The sequence below is a fragment of the Chamaesiphon polymorphus CCALA 037 genome, from assembly GCF_003003845.1.
Lineage (GTDB): Bacteria > Cyanobacteriota > Cyanobacteriia > Cyanobacteriales > Chamaesiphonaceae > Chamaesiphon > Chamaesiphon polymorphus.
In genome coordinates, this window is the sequence record NZ_PVWO01000067.1 from 1 (window position 1) to 17621 (window position 17621).

Sequence of the window (17621 nt, forward strand, 5' to 3'; positions counted from 1 at the left end):
GTAGTTGAGAGTTGATTTCTAAAGTAAATCTTAAGCCGCCAAGCGATCGAATTACTACAAAAATATAGCCTCCTACTAGAGCTAGCAGGAGGCACAACAGCTAAACTAGATTAAAAAAGTGTCTTACCACTTAATTTTGCCAATTAGAGCACCAATCGTAGAAGCTATAGTAGCAATCCAAATTTCACCACCACCAGCTACTGCTTCTAACTCGTCATCGCTCAATTCGCCACTGCCTTGACGATCCTTCAATTGGTCTTGGCGTTTGTTAATTTCCGCCCACAATTCTTCGGAAGAAAAATCAAAGCCGTATTTTTGTCCCAACTCAGTAGCACCTTGTCGATCGGCACCTTCAGTTGCGGTACTAGCGGCTGTCTCAATAACTTGAGCTAACTCTTCTTGCAATTGTTCGTCTGCTTCTACTCTTTCTAAAAACTTACCGACTGATTCAGCACTCATGAGCAATCTCCTTATTCAAAGGTTATCAAAATTAACTGACTACACATTAGGTACGATCGATTTAAAAGTAAATACATAAAAATTCTGTTTTATTCAGTAATTGAGGGCTGATTTCTAAATTAAATCTTAAGCCACCAATCGATCGAGCTGTTACAAAAACATAACTTTATGCCAGATCTAGCAGGAGGCACAACAGATAGCACCGAGCGACTAATGGGTAATAGCTGCTAGAATCCTTTATTTTCAATCATTTCAAGCACGAGATAAGATCGATCGCGCGTTAAGAGCGCAGTGCCTTGTAAAGCTACAGCAGACCTTAGGTCGAGAAGAATCTGTACTTTATCCGAACTTTGTTTAAATCAAAAACCTGAACTTTACTGAACTTTATATGCTTGATTTTCAAAATAAATCGGCTTAGGATCGAATACAGATGGATTTCTCAAATCATGCTTCGATCGATTCAGCGAACTATTTACCCCATTTCGAGATCCTAACGTCAGATTTCTAGAGCGAACAGCAATCGAGATGCAGACAACGTGGAACTAAACCAATCGACTATTGCAACAATTTTCAGCCATTCCACCTTTATCTCCGAATGGTTGAGCGCAGCAGAACTTCAGTTAGATCCAGCCCAAATTGACGAATCAAAGGCTAAAATCCGCCTAGATCGCTGGTGTCAAGTTGTTGCCCAAGGGAATTGGGATAAATTTCAACTTTGGCTCGATGGCAATGGTTGGGAACTAGAACGAGTGCGACTATTACTGGGATCGAATCTGCACAAAACCGATCGACCATTGCCAGATTGGGCTACGACTTTGAGTGAAATCTTACAATCTACTCGTTCTGTAAAAAATAACGATCGAATCGCAACTGAGTTTGCTAATTCGGCTTTAAATGGCCAGTTAACTAAAGATTGTACGCAGCCAGAGCATCCCCTGCCATTTGAAGATTTACTGCTGCCGATCGTCCGGATGGCGCGACAGAAATTAGGCAATCGATTGGATTCAATGTCATTGTTTGCCGAAGATTCACTATTATCATTGCTGTCTGAAACAGCTTACCTGAGTCTAGAGCGAGATTTACTTCAAAGACTGTTAAATCTATTATCAAAAACTTTAATATTAGAATTTTCCCGCTTTCGGCCATTAGGATACAGTTTGCTAAATCAGGTAATTAAGCAGCAACCAGGTGCCGCTAAACAGGATTACTATCATGACTTTGTCAACCAAATTGCCGCAGATGGATGGTCAGAATTTTTTAGCAAATATCCTGTCTTAGCAAGATTTGTCGCAATTACTGTCGATTTTTGGGTAGTAGCGGTAGCCGAATTTATTCAATATCTTCAGGCCGATCTGAGTGAAATCGATCGAGTTTTCAACTATCCACAGCAGTCAGAGCAATTTGGAGCCGAGCGACAGCTAGGAAAGGTTGTCGAAATTCAGCCTTCTTTGTCCGATCCGCACAATCAAAATCGCTCTGTAATAATCTTCACTTTTGAATCGGGGCTGAAGCTGGTCTACAAACCCAAAAATCTAGGCTTAGACATCGCCTATTATCAGTTTGTAGAGTGGTGCAATCAGCGAAATGTCCTTTTAGACCTGAAGGTTCTTAAGGTACTCGATCGCGATACCTACGGATGGGTGGAATATGTAGAACATTTGCCCTGCACCGATCTCGCCGCCGCGCAGCGATTCTATCGGCGAGCGGGGATGTTGCTGTGCCTAGTACGGTTGTTAGCCGGAACTGATTGTCACTACGAAAATTTAATTGCTAGCAACGAACATCTCGTCCTAGTCGATCTCGAAACCCTGCTGCATCACGATGCCAAGCCAATGACAGCGGTAACTGAAGCCACAGCAGCCCAGACGCTCGTCGAGCGGCAGTTCGAGGATTCAGTGTTGTACACGGGGCTGCTGCCATTCTGGGCATTTAGCGAAGAAAACGGCAGCCCATACGATTTTAGCGGGTTGGGTAGTGTCGATCCCCAACAGTCACCCAAACGCTTACCTGTCTGGAAATCGATTAATACAGATGATATGCGTCTGGAATATGAAATTGAGACAATGCCCATTCAGGCCAATGTACCCGTGCTTAATGGCGTCGCGCTGTCGCCCCATGACTACATCGAAGAATTAGTGACTGGGTTTAAACAAATGTATCGATTCTTGCTCTCGCGGCAAGAGGAGTTATTAGCACAGGGCAGTCCTCTAGAGCCATTTCAAGCGCAGCTCGTGCGGTTTATTTTCCGCGTCACTAGTGTTTATGGTGCAATTTTACAACGGAACTTGAGTCCGGACTCGCTCCGAAGTGGCATTGACTGGAGCATCGAGCTGGATATTATGAGTCGGGCGTTTCTCACTACAGACGAGACATCTCCAGTTTTGTCGATCTGCCAAGGAGAGATCGCGGCCATGCAGCAATTAGATATTCCCTATTTTGGAGCCATTACCGATAGTGATGCGTTGACGATCGGAGTCAAGCAAAGCGTTCTAGAGTATTTTAAAGAGTCTAGCTATCGCAAGGTAGTCACTCAAATCCACAACCTAAATGAGGACGATTTAGCCCTCCAAGTAGAAATTATCCAATTGGCTTTTTATGCCAAAGTCGCTCAAAATCCAGTCAACGAGCTAGATCTCAGACAGGTAGGATCGATCGGGAATGGGGATGAATCCGGCACGCAACTCGCCACCTCGGCACAATTAATCGATTGCGCCCAGGCAATTGCCGCCGAAATTGAGGCCAGAGCGATTCGGGGCAATGACGGTAGTGTTACTTGGATTGGTTTTGGGTTTCTGCCTCAGGCCGAACGCTTCCAACTCCAGCCACTGAGCTACGATCTCTATGACGGAAAGTGTGGGGTTAGTTTATTTTTGGCAGCTTTAGATTTTGTCAGCGGTAGCTACCAATTCCGCGACCTAGTTTTAGGCTCTTTGCAGCCTTTAGTCCAAATTTTGCACGCAGCGGATGCCGAATTGGCTCCCAGATTTGCCAAAGAAATCGGGATCGGTGGCGCGACAGGATTGGGTTCGCTCATCTATTCGCTCGTCAAAACCAGTCAATTCCTGCGGTTGCCAGCACTAATTGAAGAAGCGATCGTCGCAGCAGATCTGATGACAGCCGAAATTATTGCCGCCGATCGCCAGTTTGACGTGATGGGCGGTGCTGCTGGGGCGATTTTAGGTTTATTAGCTCTGTATCGAGAAACAGCACAGCAGGAGATTTTAGATAAAGCGATCGCCTGTGGCGAGCATTTACTCGCGCACTCCGCTAGTGTAGACTCCATGAGAACTTGGCACAATTTTGGGTCTAAGCCTTTAACCGGATTTTCTCATGGTGCTGCTGGCATCACTTATGCCCTGTTGCGACTCTATGCCGCTACCCAAAATCGGACATATTTAGCAGCCGCGCGCGAATCGATCGCCTACGAACGCAGTGTCTTTTGTACGGCTGCGGCTAACTGGCCAGATTTCCGCGCTGCTGCGGGTGCTTCAGTCTTTTTGTCGAGCTGGTGTCATGGAGCCTCTGGGATTGGTTTGGGACGACTCGGCGGACTCTCGATCGATCCAACAGCAGAAATCTTGGCTGAGATCGAAATAGCATTAGAGACTACTCAGAAGTATAGTTTGCAGGATGTAGACCAGCTCTGCTGCGGTAATTTAGGCCGATGTGAAGTGCTATTGGTGGCATCGCAACTACTCGATCGGCCTCAACTCTATACAACTGCCTTACAAGAAGGATCTCAAGTCATAGACAGAGCCAAACAAACAGGCAGTTATCAATTATTCGGGAACTTACCAAACTCTGTTTTTAGCCCCAGTTTCTTCCAAGGCACTGCGGGGATTGGCTACCAGCTACTGAGGCTAGCAGACACCGCTTCACTCCCCAGCGTACTGCTGTGGGACTAAAACTCGCTTAGGGGCAATTCTCCTACGTCCATTATTAACGAAAATGGCGATCTGTTTTAGATACAGTAGATCGCCATTTTTTGCGATTCATTAAGTTATGTTTAAAGTTAAATAAATAGTAAAAATATTCAAATAATATTTTGTTTTCGATCGCGATCGAGTCCAAAGCATGGTAACTTTTTTCTGCTGATAATTGATAATAAAAATTTGATTTTTTTTGAAACGTCCATAACTTTCCCGAACTTTTCTGACCTTATATGTATTGTCAATATAGAAAAGAGCTTGTTATTATTAAATTGTTGACATCCAAATTATTGAGGACTTTAATCATGAGTCGTGCAAATGTAGAAGGTTTTTACCGCTTTGTTGAAGGTAACGAACAAATTCAATCTCAGCTTAAGGCTGCTGGCAGCAAAGAAAAATTCTTAGAGATGGCAGTACAAATCGGCCAAGAAAATGGCTACACGTTTAATGCTGAAACTGTAGAAGAATATCTCGCTTCGACTCAACAAGTTCCCGATGCAGAACTAAGTGAGGAGCAGTTAGAAGCAGTTGCTGGTGGTCGTGCAAAAGGTTTTACCTTCTGCGTAACTAAGAGTAAGTGCTGGGGTAGCGTTTGCTAACGAGTGCCCAGCCTAATTAAGCCAATTATCATTTGAAAAGGGAGTTTATATAACTCCCTTTCTCTCATTTAATTATGGTGTTGTTATAAAAATGTTTTACGATAACGATCGGTTTGAATTTATAGAATATTTAGAATCGAATTGGTTGAGTATTAAGAATGAGTTAGCTCAACTACATCAAAAAGATTTTATCCCTTGGCCAGAAAAATTTCTTTATAAAGAGGGTTGGGATGTCTTTGGTTTATATGCTTTTGGAAAAAAGTTAGACGAGCAGTGCTGTTTGTGTCCAGAAACGACTAAGCTCATCGAATCTATTCCTGGCATGACAACGGCAGGCTTTTCGTCTCTGGCTCCAGGTAGCCATATCGTTCCGCATGTCGGATATACACAATCTGTTATCCGCTGTCATTTAGGATTAACCGTTCCTGACAACTGTGCGATTCGAGTCGGTAGCGAAACCAGAAGTTGGCAAGAAGGAAAGTGCCTAGTATTTGAGGATACTGTCGAGCATGAAGCCTGGAATCGTGGCAGCTTTACGAGAATTGTGTTACTACTTGACTTTAAAAAGCCCAATTTTATCCAGACTGATGATTTCCACAATATTCCTCAAGTTGTTAAAGTTTTGCAAGATTTAAACTGTGAGTAACATGAATGGCTCGATAATTAACGATCTCGATCTACTCACAGTAGCAGAATGTTTAGAGGTTCGTTCTAGTATTTATAAATTGCAGGATACTTGGATTCAAAGGCATCCATCTTTGCCATTTTATACACTAGGAATCGCCAGTTATCTCGATGCCAGTCAGAATAACCAGGAAGACTATTTCGGTCGATCGAGACAATCCAATCCGCTACTCCAACAACATTTTGGCTGGCTTTACGATCGGCTCGCAAATGCCCTATCTCAACAGCTACAGGCAGTGGTATCTTATGCCGAAAATTTAGCATTACCAGGCTTTCATATTTTTCAAGCCGATCGACAGTTCGAGCAGCCGATTGCCGCCATTCATACCGACGTCAACCATCAGCTATTTACCTGGTACTCAGACGAACCGATCGATTTCGCTCGATCTCTTTCTTTTACTCTGTCGATCGCTCTACCTAAATTGGGTGGGGGATTAAATCTTTGGGACTTATCACATCACGAAATTATCGAACGTCCGCCAACAGAAGTTAAGGGACTGATAGAGTCCCGCAGCAAGAGTTTTCATCCGTACAAAATTGGGAGCTTGGTTTTGCACTCTGGCAATATAGTTCACCAAATCGCTGCTGGCAAAAATCTCCAAGCGGATGACGAACGAATTACGCTACAAGGACACAGCCTATACTGTCAGGGCAGTTGGCAACTCTATTGGTAATAGATGACGATCGATTAGATCTAAATAACCGCAATTTTATAAAAGCAGTAAATTTTGACTGGGAATATTTTTCATGATTACTACTGTTGAATTACTTACAGAGCAAGAATGTCAGAAAATTAGATCGGGCATTGACGATTTAAAACATTTGTGGATTCAACGACATCTTACTGTCCCGTTTTATACACTAGGTGCCTCTAACTACTTTGATATTGCTACTAAATTTCCCACACCTTATTATCAAATGGCCACCGAATACAATCCAATTTTGCAAGCGCATTTTGGAGAATTGTATCAGCGGTTAGCCGATGCTCTAGCCGAACAGCTCCAAGCACCTGTCGGCTATCGAAACCGATTAGCACTGCCTGGATTTCATATCTTTTTAGCAGATCCAGCCTTTGGACAGATGCAAGGTTTGACGCACCGCCAATGGTACCACGCGCTAGATCGGCCAGAGATTGTCGCCAGTCCGATCCATTGCGATACACCACATACGATCGTCGATTGGGGCACCAAAGAAGGGCTAGACTTCAACAATCCGATTTCGTTCACATTGGCGATCTCATTACCCAAGTGTGGTGCGGGGATGCATGTCTGGGATTTATGGTTGAAAGAGACGACAGATCTATCTGAGGCACAGTTGCAAGAGCGGATTAATTCGAGTCCCAAACAACTGTATTCCTACGAGGTGGGCAAGTTAGCATTACATTCGGGGCAAATGTATCATCAAGTAGCTTCGATGCCAAATATGCAGATCGATGATGAAAGAATTACGCTGCAAGGACATGGCTTGATGTGTGAAGGGACTTGGCAATTGTATTGGTAAATTCGATCGTTAATAGAGAGGAGAAAATGTATACATTCAATGTTTTGCATGACTCGACGGCAATCGCCTATCAGAAACTGACCTTTGCCAGCTACGGTAGTCTGCTGAATGCGGTAGCATCCGATCGATCTATTATTGCGATCGGGGCTTCTGACCAAGGACAGCCTGTGGGTTTGGGGTTGGCTGAAATTAGCCCTGACGATAGCCTGAGTGCCGAACTCTTGTCGATTTATGTCGATCCCGCACACCGATTGGCTGGGATCGGCACCAAGTTACTCAAAGTTCTAGAAGCAGAGTTGCTGGCAAGAAACTGTACTAAAGTTAAGTTAGCTTACATGACGGGCAATTCCACAACTCCGATGCTGGAACACCTGCTAGGCACATCCAACTGGTCTGCACCCCAAACGCTAAGGCTAGTGTGCAAAGGACTCGCTCAGAGAGTCTTGGAGGCTCCCTGGATGCATAAATACAGTCAGCTTCCCGATTCATATAGCCTATTTCCCTGGACTGAAATTACGCCAGCAGATCGAGCCACGATCGAGCAGACACAGCAAGATCGGCCTTGGATTCCTGAAGATCTGACTCCCTTTCAATACGAACGAGAGGAAAACTTTGAACCTCTCAATAGCTTGGGTTTACGCTATCAAGGGCAGGTCGTAGGATGGGTCATCAACCATCGCATTGCCGCAGATACGATTCGCTATACTTGTAGCTTCGTCAGAAAAGATTTACAGAAAATGGGGAGAATTATTACCCTCTATACAGAAGCAAGTAAGCTCCAAGTCCAACAGAATGTTCCTTATGGCATCTGGATTGTGCCGACAGTTCACGAAGCGATGTTTAAGTTCGTCCAGCATCGTTTGGCTCCATATTTAATTTCGGTAGCCGAACGCAGAGGTACTTTTAAATTCTTAACAGATGGTTAGGTCTAGGGATTGTCAAGTGAATTCGATCGCGAGTCGCTCGCGATCGTGGCTGTTTCAATTAGCTCTACTCCTCGCTCTGAAGCTAATTCTTCCAGTCTGAGAGTAGTTAACGCGATTAAAATGGCGATTTCTGATTCTCTAGTTCTCGCCGACTGGCCGAACTTTCGATCGAACCGTTCGAGATTTTCGGCAGCGGCTTTGACCAATCTTTGCAAAACTATAAACGCTCCAGGCGAAAGTGGCGGCTCGCCTCGGTAATTTTCCAATCTTCCCCCCGCACGATAATTAGGAAAGGCTTCTAAACCCACAAAACGTAAAAACCAGTCCGCCCGATATTCACCATTTGCAGCCACAATGCCCCGATAATCGGCAATAATTTCATCGAGAATATTATTTCGCATCGAGCCGAACCAACGGCGCGTAATGTAATGAGTGGATTCGTGTTCGCGGCGAATTTTGCCAGACAGTTCGATCCATTCTTCTGCCCCAAGTCCCAATTCACTAGCCGCTACATTACTATAAGCTCCCCGACTGAGCAAAATAAACCGATCGCGATACAGTTCTGGACGCTTAATTAATTCCTGAAACTCAACCGCCCAATCGCCTTGCGCGTTTTGCTCCAACCATTGTTGCTGGTACTGGCGCACTCGATGCCAGTTGTTATAGCCACTGACAATGCAAGCACCCATCGAGTCGGGAATTGGTTCGGGTTCGTTCCGTCTCGTCAACGCCTGCACCAAGCTGACAAAATCAGCACGGTTGCCAGCAACTAAGACTGGAATCTCACCTGCCAAGGTGGGATGAAGATCGAGTTGGAGTCGTTCTGGTTCGAGCAACGTCAATCCTACCGCTGTCGCCATCGCGGCGGTAGACTCCCCCTTGCGCGTTGCCGCGCGATACTCTGGCGTCGTACTTATCCCCGCCAGAATCGGAAATTGGAACTGCACCAGATGAGGTTTCAAGGCAGCATCAGCCCCAATGTTAGCCGCTGCCTGGACATATTCTGCCCATGTGGCTAAATAGAGTTCGGGCTGTGGCTCGTCCAAATGGGTGAGGAGACTGGGATCGAAGATATTTTGATTGTAAGTTAACAATTCCAGCGTTTCTGACTCGCTAGCTCCATAAGCTCCCAAAGTCTCTGTCCAAAACTGCAAATAACTCATTGGTCGAGCTTACCTCTCTTTTAAAATTCCTGGCAGCCACAATCCCATCAGGATGGCTAGACAAATAACAACTATGCCAACGCTGTATTGAACGGCTTCACCTAGATTGAAGCTTTGTTGCAAGAGATAGATTGTTTGAGAAAATAGCATATGTATTTTTAGGTAAGATTGTGTTTATTGCGCATTTTTTCAGCACGTTCTTGTAACTTTTGAAAAGAATCGAGACTCATAATCTCCGCTAGTTCGTTTTCTTTACGTTCCTGGTCGATCTGAATTTGCAATTCCATCACTTGTTGTTTGAGCTTCTGTTCGCGTTTGTGAAACTCGCTAGACATATGAATGACTACGGCGGCTTGGTTGGCCAAAGCACTCAAAAACTCTAGATCTTCGTGAGTATAGCTGACCGAAAATGATGAATTGTGAACGTATAGTACGCCCATCACTTCTGTATAATTTTTGAACGGAACGCACATGCAATTTTGAATTACCTGCCGAATAATCGAGACAGAATCATTAAACCTGTCATCGTCTTTAGCATCTTGGGTAACGATCGCGTCGCCACTTTGATAGGCAAGCTCGACAATTTTGCGGCTGTACGAATGCGGATCCTCGGGAATTCCAGCCTTTGACTTGGCGGCTTTTAATTCGAGTTGCTGCGTATCCGGATCGACTAACAGAATTACAGCTCGATCGATGTTCATAATTTGGAACAATAGATCGAGAATTTTGTGGAGTAATTTGTCGGGTTCGTCGGGCGACCAGAGTTGCTTGCTAACTTCTAACAGAATTTTGAGCTTATTAACTGTATTTTGCTCCCGACTTTCGATCGGAGCCGCAGCACCTTCGCTCTGGTCAGCATTTTTAGCAGTTTTTTTATTTACTAACTCTTCGAGTGGTTCGGAATATTGATGGAGTGGAATTTGTTTGAGATTCTCGATCGCCAATTCGCGATTGTTACCGATCGGTAGAGGCTGAGGGCCTGAGGAAGTCATTTGCTGGACGAATTTGAACTCAAAGGTATCGCAGCGTACCAGATCGCCGTCGTGAAGCTGGTAGTCATCAACTTCGACTTGGACTCGATTGACAAAAGTATGATTGATACTTTGACAATCTTTAATTGTCGTACCCGTAGGGGTAACGTGAATCTCGGCGTGATGGCGGGATACGGTTGCACCCAATAAGACAATGGTATTATCGATTTCGCGACCGAGAGTGTTAAGTCCTGGCTTGAGTTCGTAAACTCGCCGATCTGGGGTATCAGGAGCGTAGATTAAATAAGGCACGGTTGTCGATTAGATCTGCTATGGCTATTAATTAAATCGTAGCTGTTTTGCCGATAATTTCGCTGGCCATTGCTTGGAGAGTTTGACTGATGGGATGGTTGTTGTATTTAATTGCAAACACCCCCTGACTGGCCAATCGCAACATATCGGCTGAGTCGGGTAAAATGCCCACCACAGGAACATTGTAATTAGCTTCGACTGTTTTGCGAATTTGCGCGAAATTGTACTCGGGTAGTACCTTATTTACGATCAAAAATAGATTGGGGACTTTCAGCCGCCGCGCCACGTCTACAGTCACGGCTGTGCCCTGAAAATCTTGACGATCGGGGCGCAGAATCAACAGCACCGTATCCGATACGGTCAAAGACAATAAAGTCTCCTCATTGAGACCGGGGTGGGTATCGATAAATAGATAATCTAGTTTTAAATCTTTGATGAGCTGTTGAAAGCCATCGAATAATAATTCGGCGTCGAATCCTTCTCTTAACACCCGCGAAATATCGTTGACTTTGATACTAGACGGGACTAAATATATTTTGCTATTGGGAGTGCCTTGACCTTGCAGCACCGCACTGACATCATAGGCGGCATCGGTAATTTTGCACTTTTTCCACAAAAAATCATTGAGCGTGCGCTCTTGCTGTTTATCTACCAGTCCAAACAGAATATGAATGCCAGGAGACGGAAGGTCTGTATCGATAATCCCCACCCGGTTGCCCGCGCGAGCTACTAAGGTCGCAAGATTGGCTGTCGTATTCGACTTGCCAGTGCCACCCCGATAAGAATGAATCGAAATAATTTTGGCCATCCCGATCGATTGTCCTAATAAAGTAACAAAAATAGAGTACCTGAAGTGCGAGTGGGCTACTTCAATGAGTAGTATAAAAACTGAGTTTTCCTACTCACAGCATTCAGAGCCAGCAGAGTAGTATTTGTTTTTTTTAAATGGTTTAATTGAATTATATATTATTTTATGCAGAGAGAATAGATACTATTTAAAATTGTTGCTACATTGTAACAAATCTACCTAAAAATGTTTTAATTGTGGAATACTGCGCTCTAAAACTGTATCTATCTAAATCCTCACCCGCTCCGGCATTCAGCGATCCAAAAACTTTGTCGTTGACAAAATGCCGTGCGCGAATGCAGCGGCCACAGCCAAGCTGGTAGGTGGCTCGGCTAGGTTTATTAAAATATCCCGAGCGAATTTATCGCTTGGATCTGCGGATCTTGGTTACCAGCAGAGCCGATCGCTCTCGATCTAAAAGTTATTTTCAAAGATTGACTTAGTTGAATGTATATTTGACAACAGATTTTAGAGTGCATACTGTATGAGATAAAATCTCTCCTTTTTTAATCTTCACTTCCCACTCTCGAATTTCCTTTCCGAGTATCATTTGTGTAGCTCACATCACTGAGATCTATTGTATTATGGACACTCAACAAGCTTTAGCCGTTGTAGATGCTTTGGTGTTTACAAAAAAAGGTAAGTATCTGAGCGACGTGCAAAGGCTCTTGCTAGATTCGTCGTTGTCAGATCCGCGCCTACGCTACGATGATATCGCCAAAACCCACGGTTATTCGCTCAATTATCTCAAGCAAGATGTGGGGCCAAAATTATGGCAAATGCTGTCGGAAGTGTGTGGCGAAAAAGTGAGTAAAACTAATTTTCGAGCGGCTTTGGAGCGACAATGCGATCGCGTAAATCTGCAATCGATCGCCGCAGAGAATTTATCGCTGACAACCGCAGCCGATAAACTTGTCGAAATGCCAGCATCATCAACTCAGACAATTGTCAAGGCATTACCAATCGTCCGCACAACCGCGATCGCGGAGCGACACACATCCCGAGATTGGGGCGATGCGCCCGACGTGTCCATTTTCTACAACCGGATTGAGGAATTGGCAACCTTAGAGCGATGGATCGTCGGCGATAGCTGTCGATTGGTGGTGTTATTAGGGATGGGGGGAATTGGTAAAACCCATTTGAGCATTAAGTTAGCCGAACGAATCGATCGCCATTTTCAGTATTCGATCTGGCGATCGCTATTACCCGCACCACCTTTATCAGAACTGGTACTCGATTTGCTCAGATCTTTGACTCAAGGAACGAACGATACTTTACCCATCAGACTAGAAGAGCAAATTTCACTGCTGATTAATATTTTCAAAAAAAACCGATGTCTATTAATCTTAGATAATGCTGATGCGCTGTTAAGAAGTGGTACGATTGCCGGACAATATCAAGAAGATTACGAGAATTACCGGATATTTTTTCAACGAATTGGCGAGTGTAACCATCAGAGTTGCTTGCTCCTAACTACTCGCGAACAGCCGCAAGAGATCGCTTTAATGCAAGGAGACGTATTACCCGTTCGATCGATGAAATTAGCTGGCCTAAATTTTCAAGCCGGACAGCAGCTACTACAATTGAGAGGCTGCTTTTTAGAATCGGCAGGATCTTTGCAAGCGACGATCGATAACTATGGTGGTAATCCCTTAGCTCTCAAAATTGTTTCGGCTATAGCAGCAGATTTATACAATGGTAATATTTCTGAATTTATTAAGAGTAAATCATTAATTTGTCGAGAGATTAGCGATATTTTAGACCAACAATTCAATCGACTGCGAGATTCCGAGAAAAAATTCTTATACTGGTTGGCACTCGAACAAAGATCGCTCGAAGAGAGTGAATTTCATTTGGGAACCTATCCAGGAATTCCAGCCAATAAGACAATTGAAACTATTCAATCACTTTTGCATCGTTCTTTATTAGAGAAGAAAAACAATAAATTCTTTTTGCAACCTGTAGTCAGAGAATACTTGCAAACCAAAACGATCGAGCAAATTATTGATGAGATCGATCGCGAGAGAGTTCTACTATTAGACCTATATCCCTTACTAAAATCCACAGCCAAAGAATATCTCAAACAAGCCCAAATCAAACTAATTATCAAACCATTGCTGGCACGATTATTAGTGAAATATAAAGGTTCCGAAAAAATTTATCTGAAGTTTAAAAAAATTCTCGTAAATTTGCGCGAACATCAAACTTCAGAACCAGGCTATGCGGCTGGAAATATTATCAATCTCTTGTGTCAGCTTCAAGTCGAAATCGGTGGAGCAGATTTTTCCGATCTCATTGTCCGATCGGGCTGTCTCCAAAAAACTAATTTACAAAATGTCAACTTTGCTCGTGCAGATTTGAGCGAATCGGTATTTGCCAAACAATTAACTAGTATTTTAGCCCTAGCGTATAGTCCCAATGGCAAATTACTAGCCACAGGAGATGTGAATGGGCAAATCTATCTCTGGGACATTGCCACAGGCGAGCCGATTCTCTGTTGTACGGGGCACGCAGGCTGGGTGCATGGGATCGCCTTCAGTCACGATGGCAAAATGCTCGCTAGTGCTAGCAGCGACCTCACAGTAAAATTGTGGGATCCATTCGATGGTAGTTGTTTGAAAACCTTCACCGGACACCATCAACGAGTCCGATCGATCGCGTTTAGTCCCGATAGCCTAACGATCGCCAGCGGCAGCAGCGATGCCACAATTCGCCTGTGGGATACTCGCAGTGGTAAATGTCTCAAAATTTTGTCAGGACATCAAAGTTATATTTGGGCTGTTGCTTTCTCCCCCGATGGCACGACTATCGCCAGCGGGAGCGAAGATAAGAGTGTCAGACTTTGGGATCTGGCGACAGGAGAATGTCGGCAAATCTTCACCGAACATCAACTGTGGGTGCGGACGATCGCCTGGAGTCCCGATGGTAAACTCATCGCTAGTGGTGGTGGCGATCGCACGGTCAAAGTTTGGGACATTACCATGGGCAAATGCGTGAGTACCTTGACCGGACATACTCAAAGAGTGCGCTCGATCGCCTGGAATCCCGATGGTAAACTACTAGCCAGCGGTAGTGGCGATCGCACGGTTAGACTGTGGAGTGTCGCCGACGGACAATGCCTCAAAACGCTCCACGGTCACAATAGCCTCTTAACCTCAGTCGCTTTTAGTCCCGATGGCACAAATCTCGCCACTGGCGGCGAAGATCGATCCGTGCGCTTGTGGGAAGTCAGCACGGGTAGCTGCATCGATATTTGGCAAGGTTATGGTAGCTGGATTCAATCGGTTGCTTTTAGTCCCGACGGCAAAACTCTCGCCAATGGTAGCGAAGATAAAACCGTCCGGATCTGGCAGCTAGGAGATACTCGAACTTCAACCACTTCCCATAATTCTTTAACCTTAACCGGACATCAAGGTTGGGTCTGTTCCGTAGCATTTAGCCCCGACGGTAAATATCTAGCCAGTGGCAGTAGCGATTATACGATCAAATTATGGGATGTCGGGACGGGTCAATGTCTCAAAACATTGCAGGGACATAGCCGTTGGGTTGGTGCCGTAGCCTTTAGTCCCTCGGGACTCACGCTGGCAAGTTGTGGCGGTGATTGTACGATCGTCTTGTGGGACATCATTACCGGGAACAGTACCCAAGTCTTAGAGGGACACACGGGGTGGTTGTGGTCTGTCCAATTTAGCCCTGATGGTCGGCTGCTAGCGAGTGCTTCTGAAGACAAAACCATTAAGTTGTGGGATTTGCACAGCGGTAAATGCATCTACACCTTGAGCGGACATACGAGCTGGGTGCAAGGAATTTCTTTTAGTCCCGATGGCAAACTGTTGGCCAGTGCCAGTTGCGATTGTACGATTCGGTTGTGGGATGTGGCGACGGGAGCATGTAAGAATATCTTGCTGGGACATACGAGCTGGGTGCAGTCAGTCGCATTTAGCCCCGATAGCAAAATCTTAGCTAGCGGTAGTTGCGACCAGACAGTGAAACTGTGGAACCCCAATACAGGCAAATGTCAACAAACAATTCCGGCTCATCAGAGTTGGGTGTGGTCGGTGGTATTTAGTCCCAATGGCAAAATAGTCGCCAGCGGCGGTCAAGATGAAACCATCCAGCTTTGGGATCTCAAACTCGGCAAATGTATCGAGCGATTGCGAACCAAACGTCCTTATGAAGGGATGTGTATTACTGGTGCCAAAGGTTTGACTGCCATGCAGAGAGAGGCTTTGAAATTTTTAGGTGCTGTAGAGTAAATGACGGCGAAAGTTCACTGAAGTGAGATAAAATGCTTTGCCTTTATAACAATTAATCCACTGCAAACGGTTAAATACGGACTTTGCGGATCGAGAAGCTAGAAGACATATCCCCGACTTCTGGGAGAAGTCGGGGATATAGCATAATTCTAAAAAGTCTAGTTCCCAAGCGTGCTTAGTTTAGCTCTGAATCGATTCAAACGATCGATCGATTAATTTAAGGCTTGGGCGATTTACTAGGAGCCACCGGAGGAGAAACTGCGGGAGTTGTCGTAGCCGCAGGAGTTACAGCAGGACTTGGTTGTGTTGTAGCCGCAGGAGTTACGCCAGGACTTGGCTGTGTCGTAGTTGTAGGCGCGACTGGGATTGGCTGTGTCGCAGCACCTGGTGCTGGAGTCGTACCCCCAGTATTTGGCTGTACGGTTGTGGCTGGATTGACGCCTTGATAAGGATTGTAAGGATTGTAGGGGTATCCATAAGTGGGATTGGGGATGACTGGTGGCGTCGGGGCGGCGGTATTAGATGGTAGAGTAGCTAGTGCAACGCGATCGCCAGCAACGCCTCTAAGCGCATCGAGGACTTCGACGACCTTATTGTAGCTGACTTGTTTGGAAGCGTATAACACGATCGAACTATTGGGACGCGCTTGACGGTACTGTTTGACAGCTTCGACCAATTGTCCGGGTATCAACATTGGTTGCTGTTCGAGAAATAGTTGTCCGGCATCATTGAGACTGACCATCAGCAATTCTCGGGCGGCTGGCGTACCACTGCTAGCAGCGGGAATATCGACGCTAATTGCCTGCTGTCTGGCGACCTGAAGCCCAGCTATCAAGAAAAATGTCAAAATGCAAAAAATTACATCGATCAGTGGCACTAGCTCGATTCTCGGATCTTCGTTGGTATTACCAGAATTTATCTTCATAAGTTGAAATTTAGGGGTTCGCAGTTGCAGCGCAGACTCTCAAACGGTTGTTTCGATCCTTTATAATTAAAGACTAAATTGAAGTCCGATCGACTGATTTTTGGGATAGCATTTTATAATTTAGCATCCAATAACGTGCAAATTACCTTCCTTGGCACATCGTCGGGTGTCCCCACTAGGGCGCGCAATGTTTCTAGTATCGCACTCAATCTCCCCCAACGGGCGGAAGTGTGGCTATTCGATTGTGGTGAAGCTACTCAACATCAGTTGTTACGCTGCGATGTCAAAATTAGCCAGATTCGGCGGATCTTTGTCACGCATTTGCATGGCGATCATATTTTTGGGCTGATGGGATTGTTGGCTACTTATGGAATGGCGGGTAGTCCGGATCGGATCGATATTTATGGCCCCAAAGGATTGGATGAGTATTTACGGGCATGTCAAAAGTATTCTTACACTCATTTTAACTACCCGATTAAGGTACACACGATCGAGCCGGGAGTGGTACATCAAGAGGCCGATTTTACCGTTACTTGCATTCCGCTCAAGCACAAGGTACCAGCCTATGGTTATCGGGTAAGTGAAACCGACAAGCCGGGAAGATTCAATCTTGAGAAGGCTAAAGAATTAGGGATTCCGTCGGGGCCGATTTATGGCAAGTTAAAGAATGGAGAAGTCGTTACTTTAGCAGATGGTCGGGTCATTAATGGTCGCGAGTTGTGTGGCGAGACAGAAATCGGGCGCAAATTTGTCTATTGTACCGATACCGTATTCTGTGAAAACTCGATCGAATTAGCAGCAGATGCCGATGTGTTGATTCATGAATCTACCTTCGCCCATGAGGATGCCGATATGGCCTTTGACAGGCTGCATTCTACTTCGACGATGGCTGCCCAAGTCGCGCTGGGTGCGGGAGCTAAGGAGCTAATTTTGACTCATTTTAGCCCCCGTTACGCGCCGGGAAATCCGATCGTGTTAGACGACCTTTTGCAAGCTGCACGCGCGATTTTTCCCAAGACGAAGATGGCTTACGATCTGACGACGCACGAG

14 protein-coding genes are annotated in these 17621 nt (G+C 45.2%); 8 read left to right on the forward strand and 6 right to left on the reverse strand.

Annotated features, from left to right (window positions below; translation table 11 throughout):
- Nucleotides 1–123: 123 nt before the first annotated feature.
- Complete coding sequence (locus C7B77_RS07560; protein WP_106302308.1) at nucleotides 124–459, reverse strand: Nif11-like leader peptide family natural product precursor; 336 nt, start codon at nucleotides 457–459, stop codon at nucleotides 124–126.
- A gap of 536 nt (nucleotides 460–995) precedes the next feature.
- Here C7B77_RS07560 and C7B77_RS07565 point away from each other — a divergent pair.
- The 6 genes from C7B77_RS07565 (at nucleotide 996) to C7B77_RS07590 (ending at nucleotide 8097) form a co-directional block, all read left to right on the forward strand.
- Nucleotides 996–4364, forward strand: a complete 3369-nt coding sequence (locus C7B77_RS07565; protein ID WP_219892029.1) for a type 2 lanthipeptide synthetase LanM family protein — start codon at nucleotides 996–998, stop codon at nucleotides 4362–4364.
- Between the two features lie 329 nt (nucleotides 4365–4693).
- Entirely contained in the window at nucleotides 4694–4987 is a 294-nt protein-coding gene (locus tag C7B77_RS07570; protein WP_181243749.1) for a Nif11-like leader peptide family RiPP precursor, read from the forward strand.
- A 91-nt stretch (nucleotides 4988–5078) separates the two neighbouring features.
- The gene (locus tag C7B77_RS07575; protein ID WP_106302317.1) at nucleotides 5079–5633 is read left to right on the forward strand and encodes an aspartyl/asparaginyl beta-hydroxylase domain-containing protein; all 555 of its coding nucleotides are present in this window, start codon (nucleotides 5079–5081) and stop codon (nucleotides 5631–5633) included.
- Nucleotide 5634: 1 nt separating this feature from the next.
- Nucleotides 5635–6345: a hypothetical protein gene (locus C7B77_RS07580; protein WP_106302320.1), complete on the forward strand. Its 711-nt coding sequence runs from the start codon at nucleotides 5635–5637 to the stop codon at nucleotides 6343–6345.
- Between the two features lie 73 nt (nucleotides 6346–6418).
- On the forward strand, nucleotides 6419–7171 hold the full coding sequence (locus C7B77_RS07585; protein ID WP_106302323.1) for a hypothetical protein: 753 nt from the start codon (nucleotides 6419–6421) through the stop codon (nucleotides 7169–7171).
- A gap of 26 nt (nucleotides 7172–7197) precedes the next feature.
- Nucleotides 7198–8097, forward strand: a complete 900-nt coding sequence (locus C7B77_RS07590; RefSeq protein ID WP_106302326.1) for a GNAT family N-acetyltransferase — start codon at nucleotides 7198–7200, stop codon at nucleotides 8095–8097.
- 2 nt (nucleotides 8098–8099) lie between these two features.
- On the opposite strand, the gene C7B77_RS07595 is transcribed toward C7B77_RS07590, so the two are convergent.
- From C7B77_RS07595 to C7B77_RS07605, 4 genes are read right to left on the reverse strand one after another with little or no spacing between them, the layout of a single operon-like run.
- Nucleotides 8100–9260 (reverse strand): DUF7005 family protein, encoded by a 1161-nt coding sequence (locus C7B77_RS07595; RefSeq protein ID WP_106302329.1) that lies wholly within the window; start codon nucleotides 9258–9260, stop codon nucleotides 8100–8102.
- Between the two features lie 9 nt (nucleotides 9261–9269).
- Nucleotides 9270–9410, reverse strand: coding sequence for a hypothetical protein (locus C7B77_RS29730; protein ID WP_181243750.1), 141 nt, complete (start codon nucleotides 9408–9410; stop codon nucleotides 9270–9272).
- An 8-nt stretch (nucleotides 9411–9418) separates the two neighbouring features.
- Entirely contained in the window at nucleotides 9419–10543 is a 1125-nt protein-coding gene (locus C7B77_RS07600) for a GAF domain-containing protein (RefSeq protein WP_106302332.1), read from the reverse strand.
- 31 nt (nucleotides 10544–10574) lie between these two features.
- A complete protein-coding gene (locus tag C7B77_RS07605) occupies nucleotides 10575–11351 on the reverse strand; it encodes a MinD/ParA family ATP-binding protein (protein ID WP_106302335.1) in 777 nt (258 codons plus the stop codon).
- A 623-nt stretch (nucleotides 11352–11974) separates the two neighbouring features.
- Between C7B77_RS07605 and C7B77_RS07610 the strand changes: the two genes are divergently transcribed.
- Nucleotides 11975–15646 carry a WD40 domain-containing protein gene (locus C7B77_RS07610; protein WP_106302338.1) on the forward strand — a complete coding sequence of 1224 codons (3672 nt, stop codon included), beginning with the start codon at nucleotides 11975–11977 and terminating at the stop codon, nucleotides 15644–15646.
- 217 nt (nucleotides 15647–15863) lie between these two features.
- Here C7B77_RS07610 and C7B77_RS30630 read toward each other — a convergent pair whose 3' ends face one another.
- The gene (locus tag C7B77_RS30630) at nucleotides 15864–16571 is read right to left on the reverse strand and encodes an ExbD/TolR family protein (protein WP_219892031.1); all 708 of its coding nucleotides are present in this window, start codon (nucleotides 16569–16571) and stop codon (nucleotides 15864–15866) included.
- 135 nt (nucleotides 16572–16706) lie between these two features.
- Between C7B77_RS30630 and C7B77_RS07620 the strand changes: the two genes are divergently transcribed.
- Nucleotides 16707–17621, forward strand: a 915-nt coding sequence (locus tag C7B77_RS07620; RefSeq protein ID WP_106302341.1) for a ribonuclease Z, incomplete at its 3' end; no start/stop codon positions are given.

Excerpts from the sequence above, each read along its gene's own strand:
- C7B77_RS07560 (WP_106302308.1), bottom strand. The coding sequence starts at position 459 with ATGAGTGCTGAATCAGTCGGTAAGTTTTTAGAAAGAGTAGAAGCAGAC.
- C7B77_RS07570 (WP_181243749.1), top strand. The coding sequence starts at position 4,694 with ATGAGTCGTGCAAATGTAGAAGGTTTTTACCGCTTTGTTGAAGGTAAC.
- C7B77_RS07575 (WP_106302317.1), top strand. The coding sequence starts at position 5,079 with ATGTTTTACGATAACGATCGGTTTGAATTTATAGAATATTTAGAATCG.
- C7B77_RS07580 (WP_106302320.1), top strand. The coding sequence starts at position 5,635 with ATGAATGGCTCGATAATTAACGATCTCGATCTACTCACAGTAGCAGAA.
- C7B77_RS07585 (WP_106302323.1), top strand. The coding sequence starts at position 6,419 with ATGATTACTACTGTTGAATTACTTACAGAGCAAGAATGTCAGAAAATT.
- C7B77_RS07590 (WP_106302326.1), top strand. The coding sequence starts at position 7,198 with ATGTATACATTCAATGTTTTGCATGACTCGACGGCAATCGCCTATCAG.
- C7B77_RS07595 (WP_106302329.1), bottom strand. The coding sequence starts at position 9,260 with ATGAGTTATTTGCAGTTTTGGACAGAGACTTTGGGAGCTTATGGAGCT.
- C7B77_RS29730 (WP_181243750.1), bottom strand. The coding sequence starts at position 9,410 with ATGCTATTTTCTCAAACAATCTATCTCTTGCAACAAAGCTTCAATCTA.
- C7B77_RS07605 (WP_106302335.1), bottom strand. The coding sequence starts at position 11,351 with ATGGCCAAAATTATTTCGATTCATTCTTATCGGGGTGGCACTGGCAAG.
- C7B77_RS07610 (WP_106302338.1), top strand. The coding sequence starts at position 11,975 with ATGGACACTCAACAAGCTTTAGCCGTTGTAGATGCTTTGGTGTTTACA.
- C7B77_RS30630 (WP_219892031.1), bottom strand. The coding sequence starts at position 16,571 with ATGAAGATAAATTCTGGTAATACCAACGAAGATCCGAGAATCGAGCTA.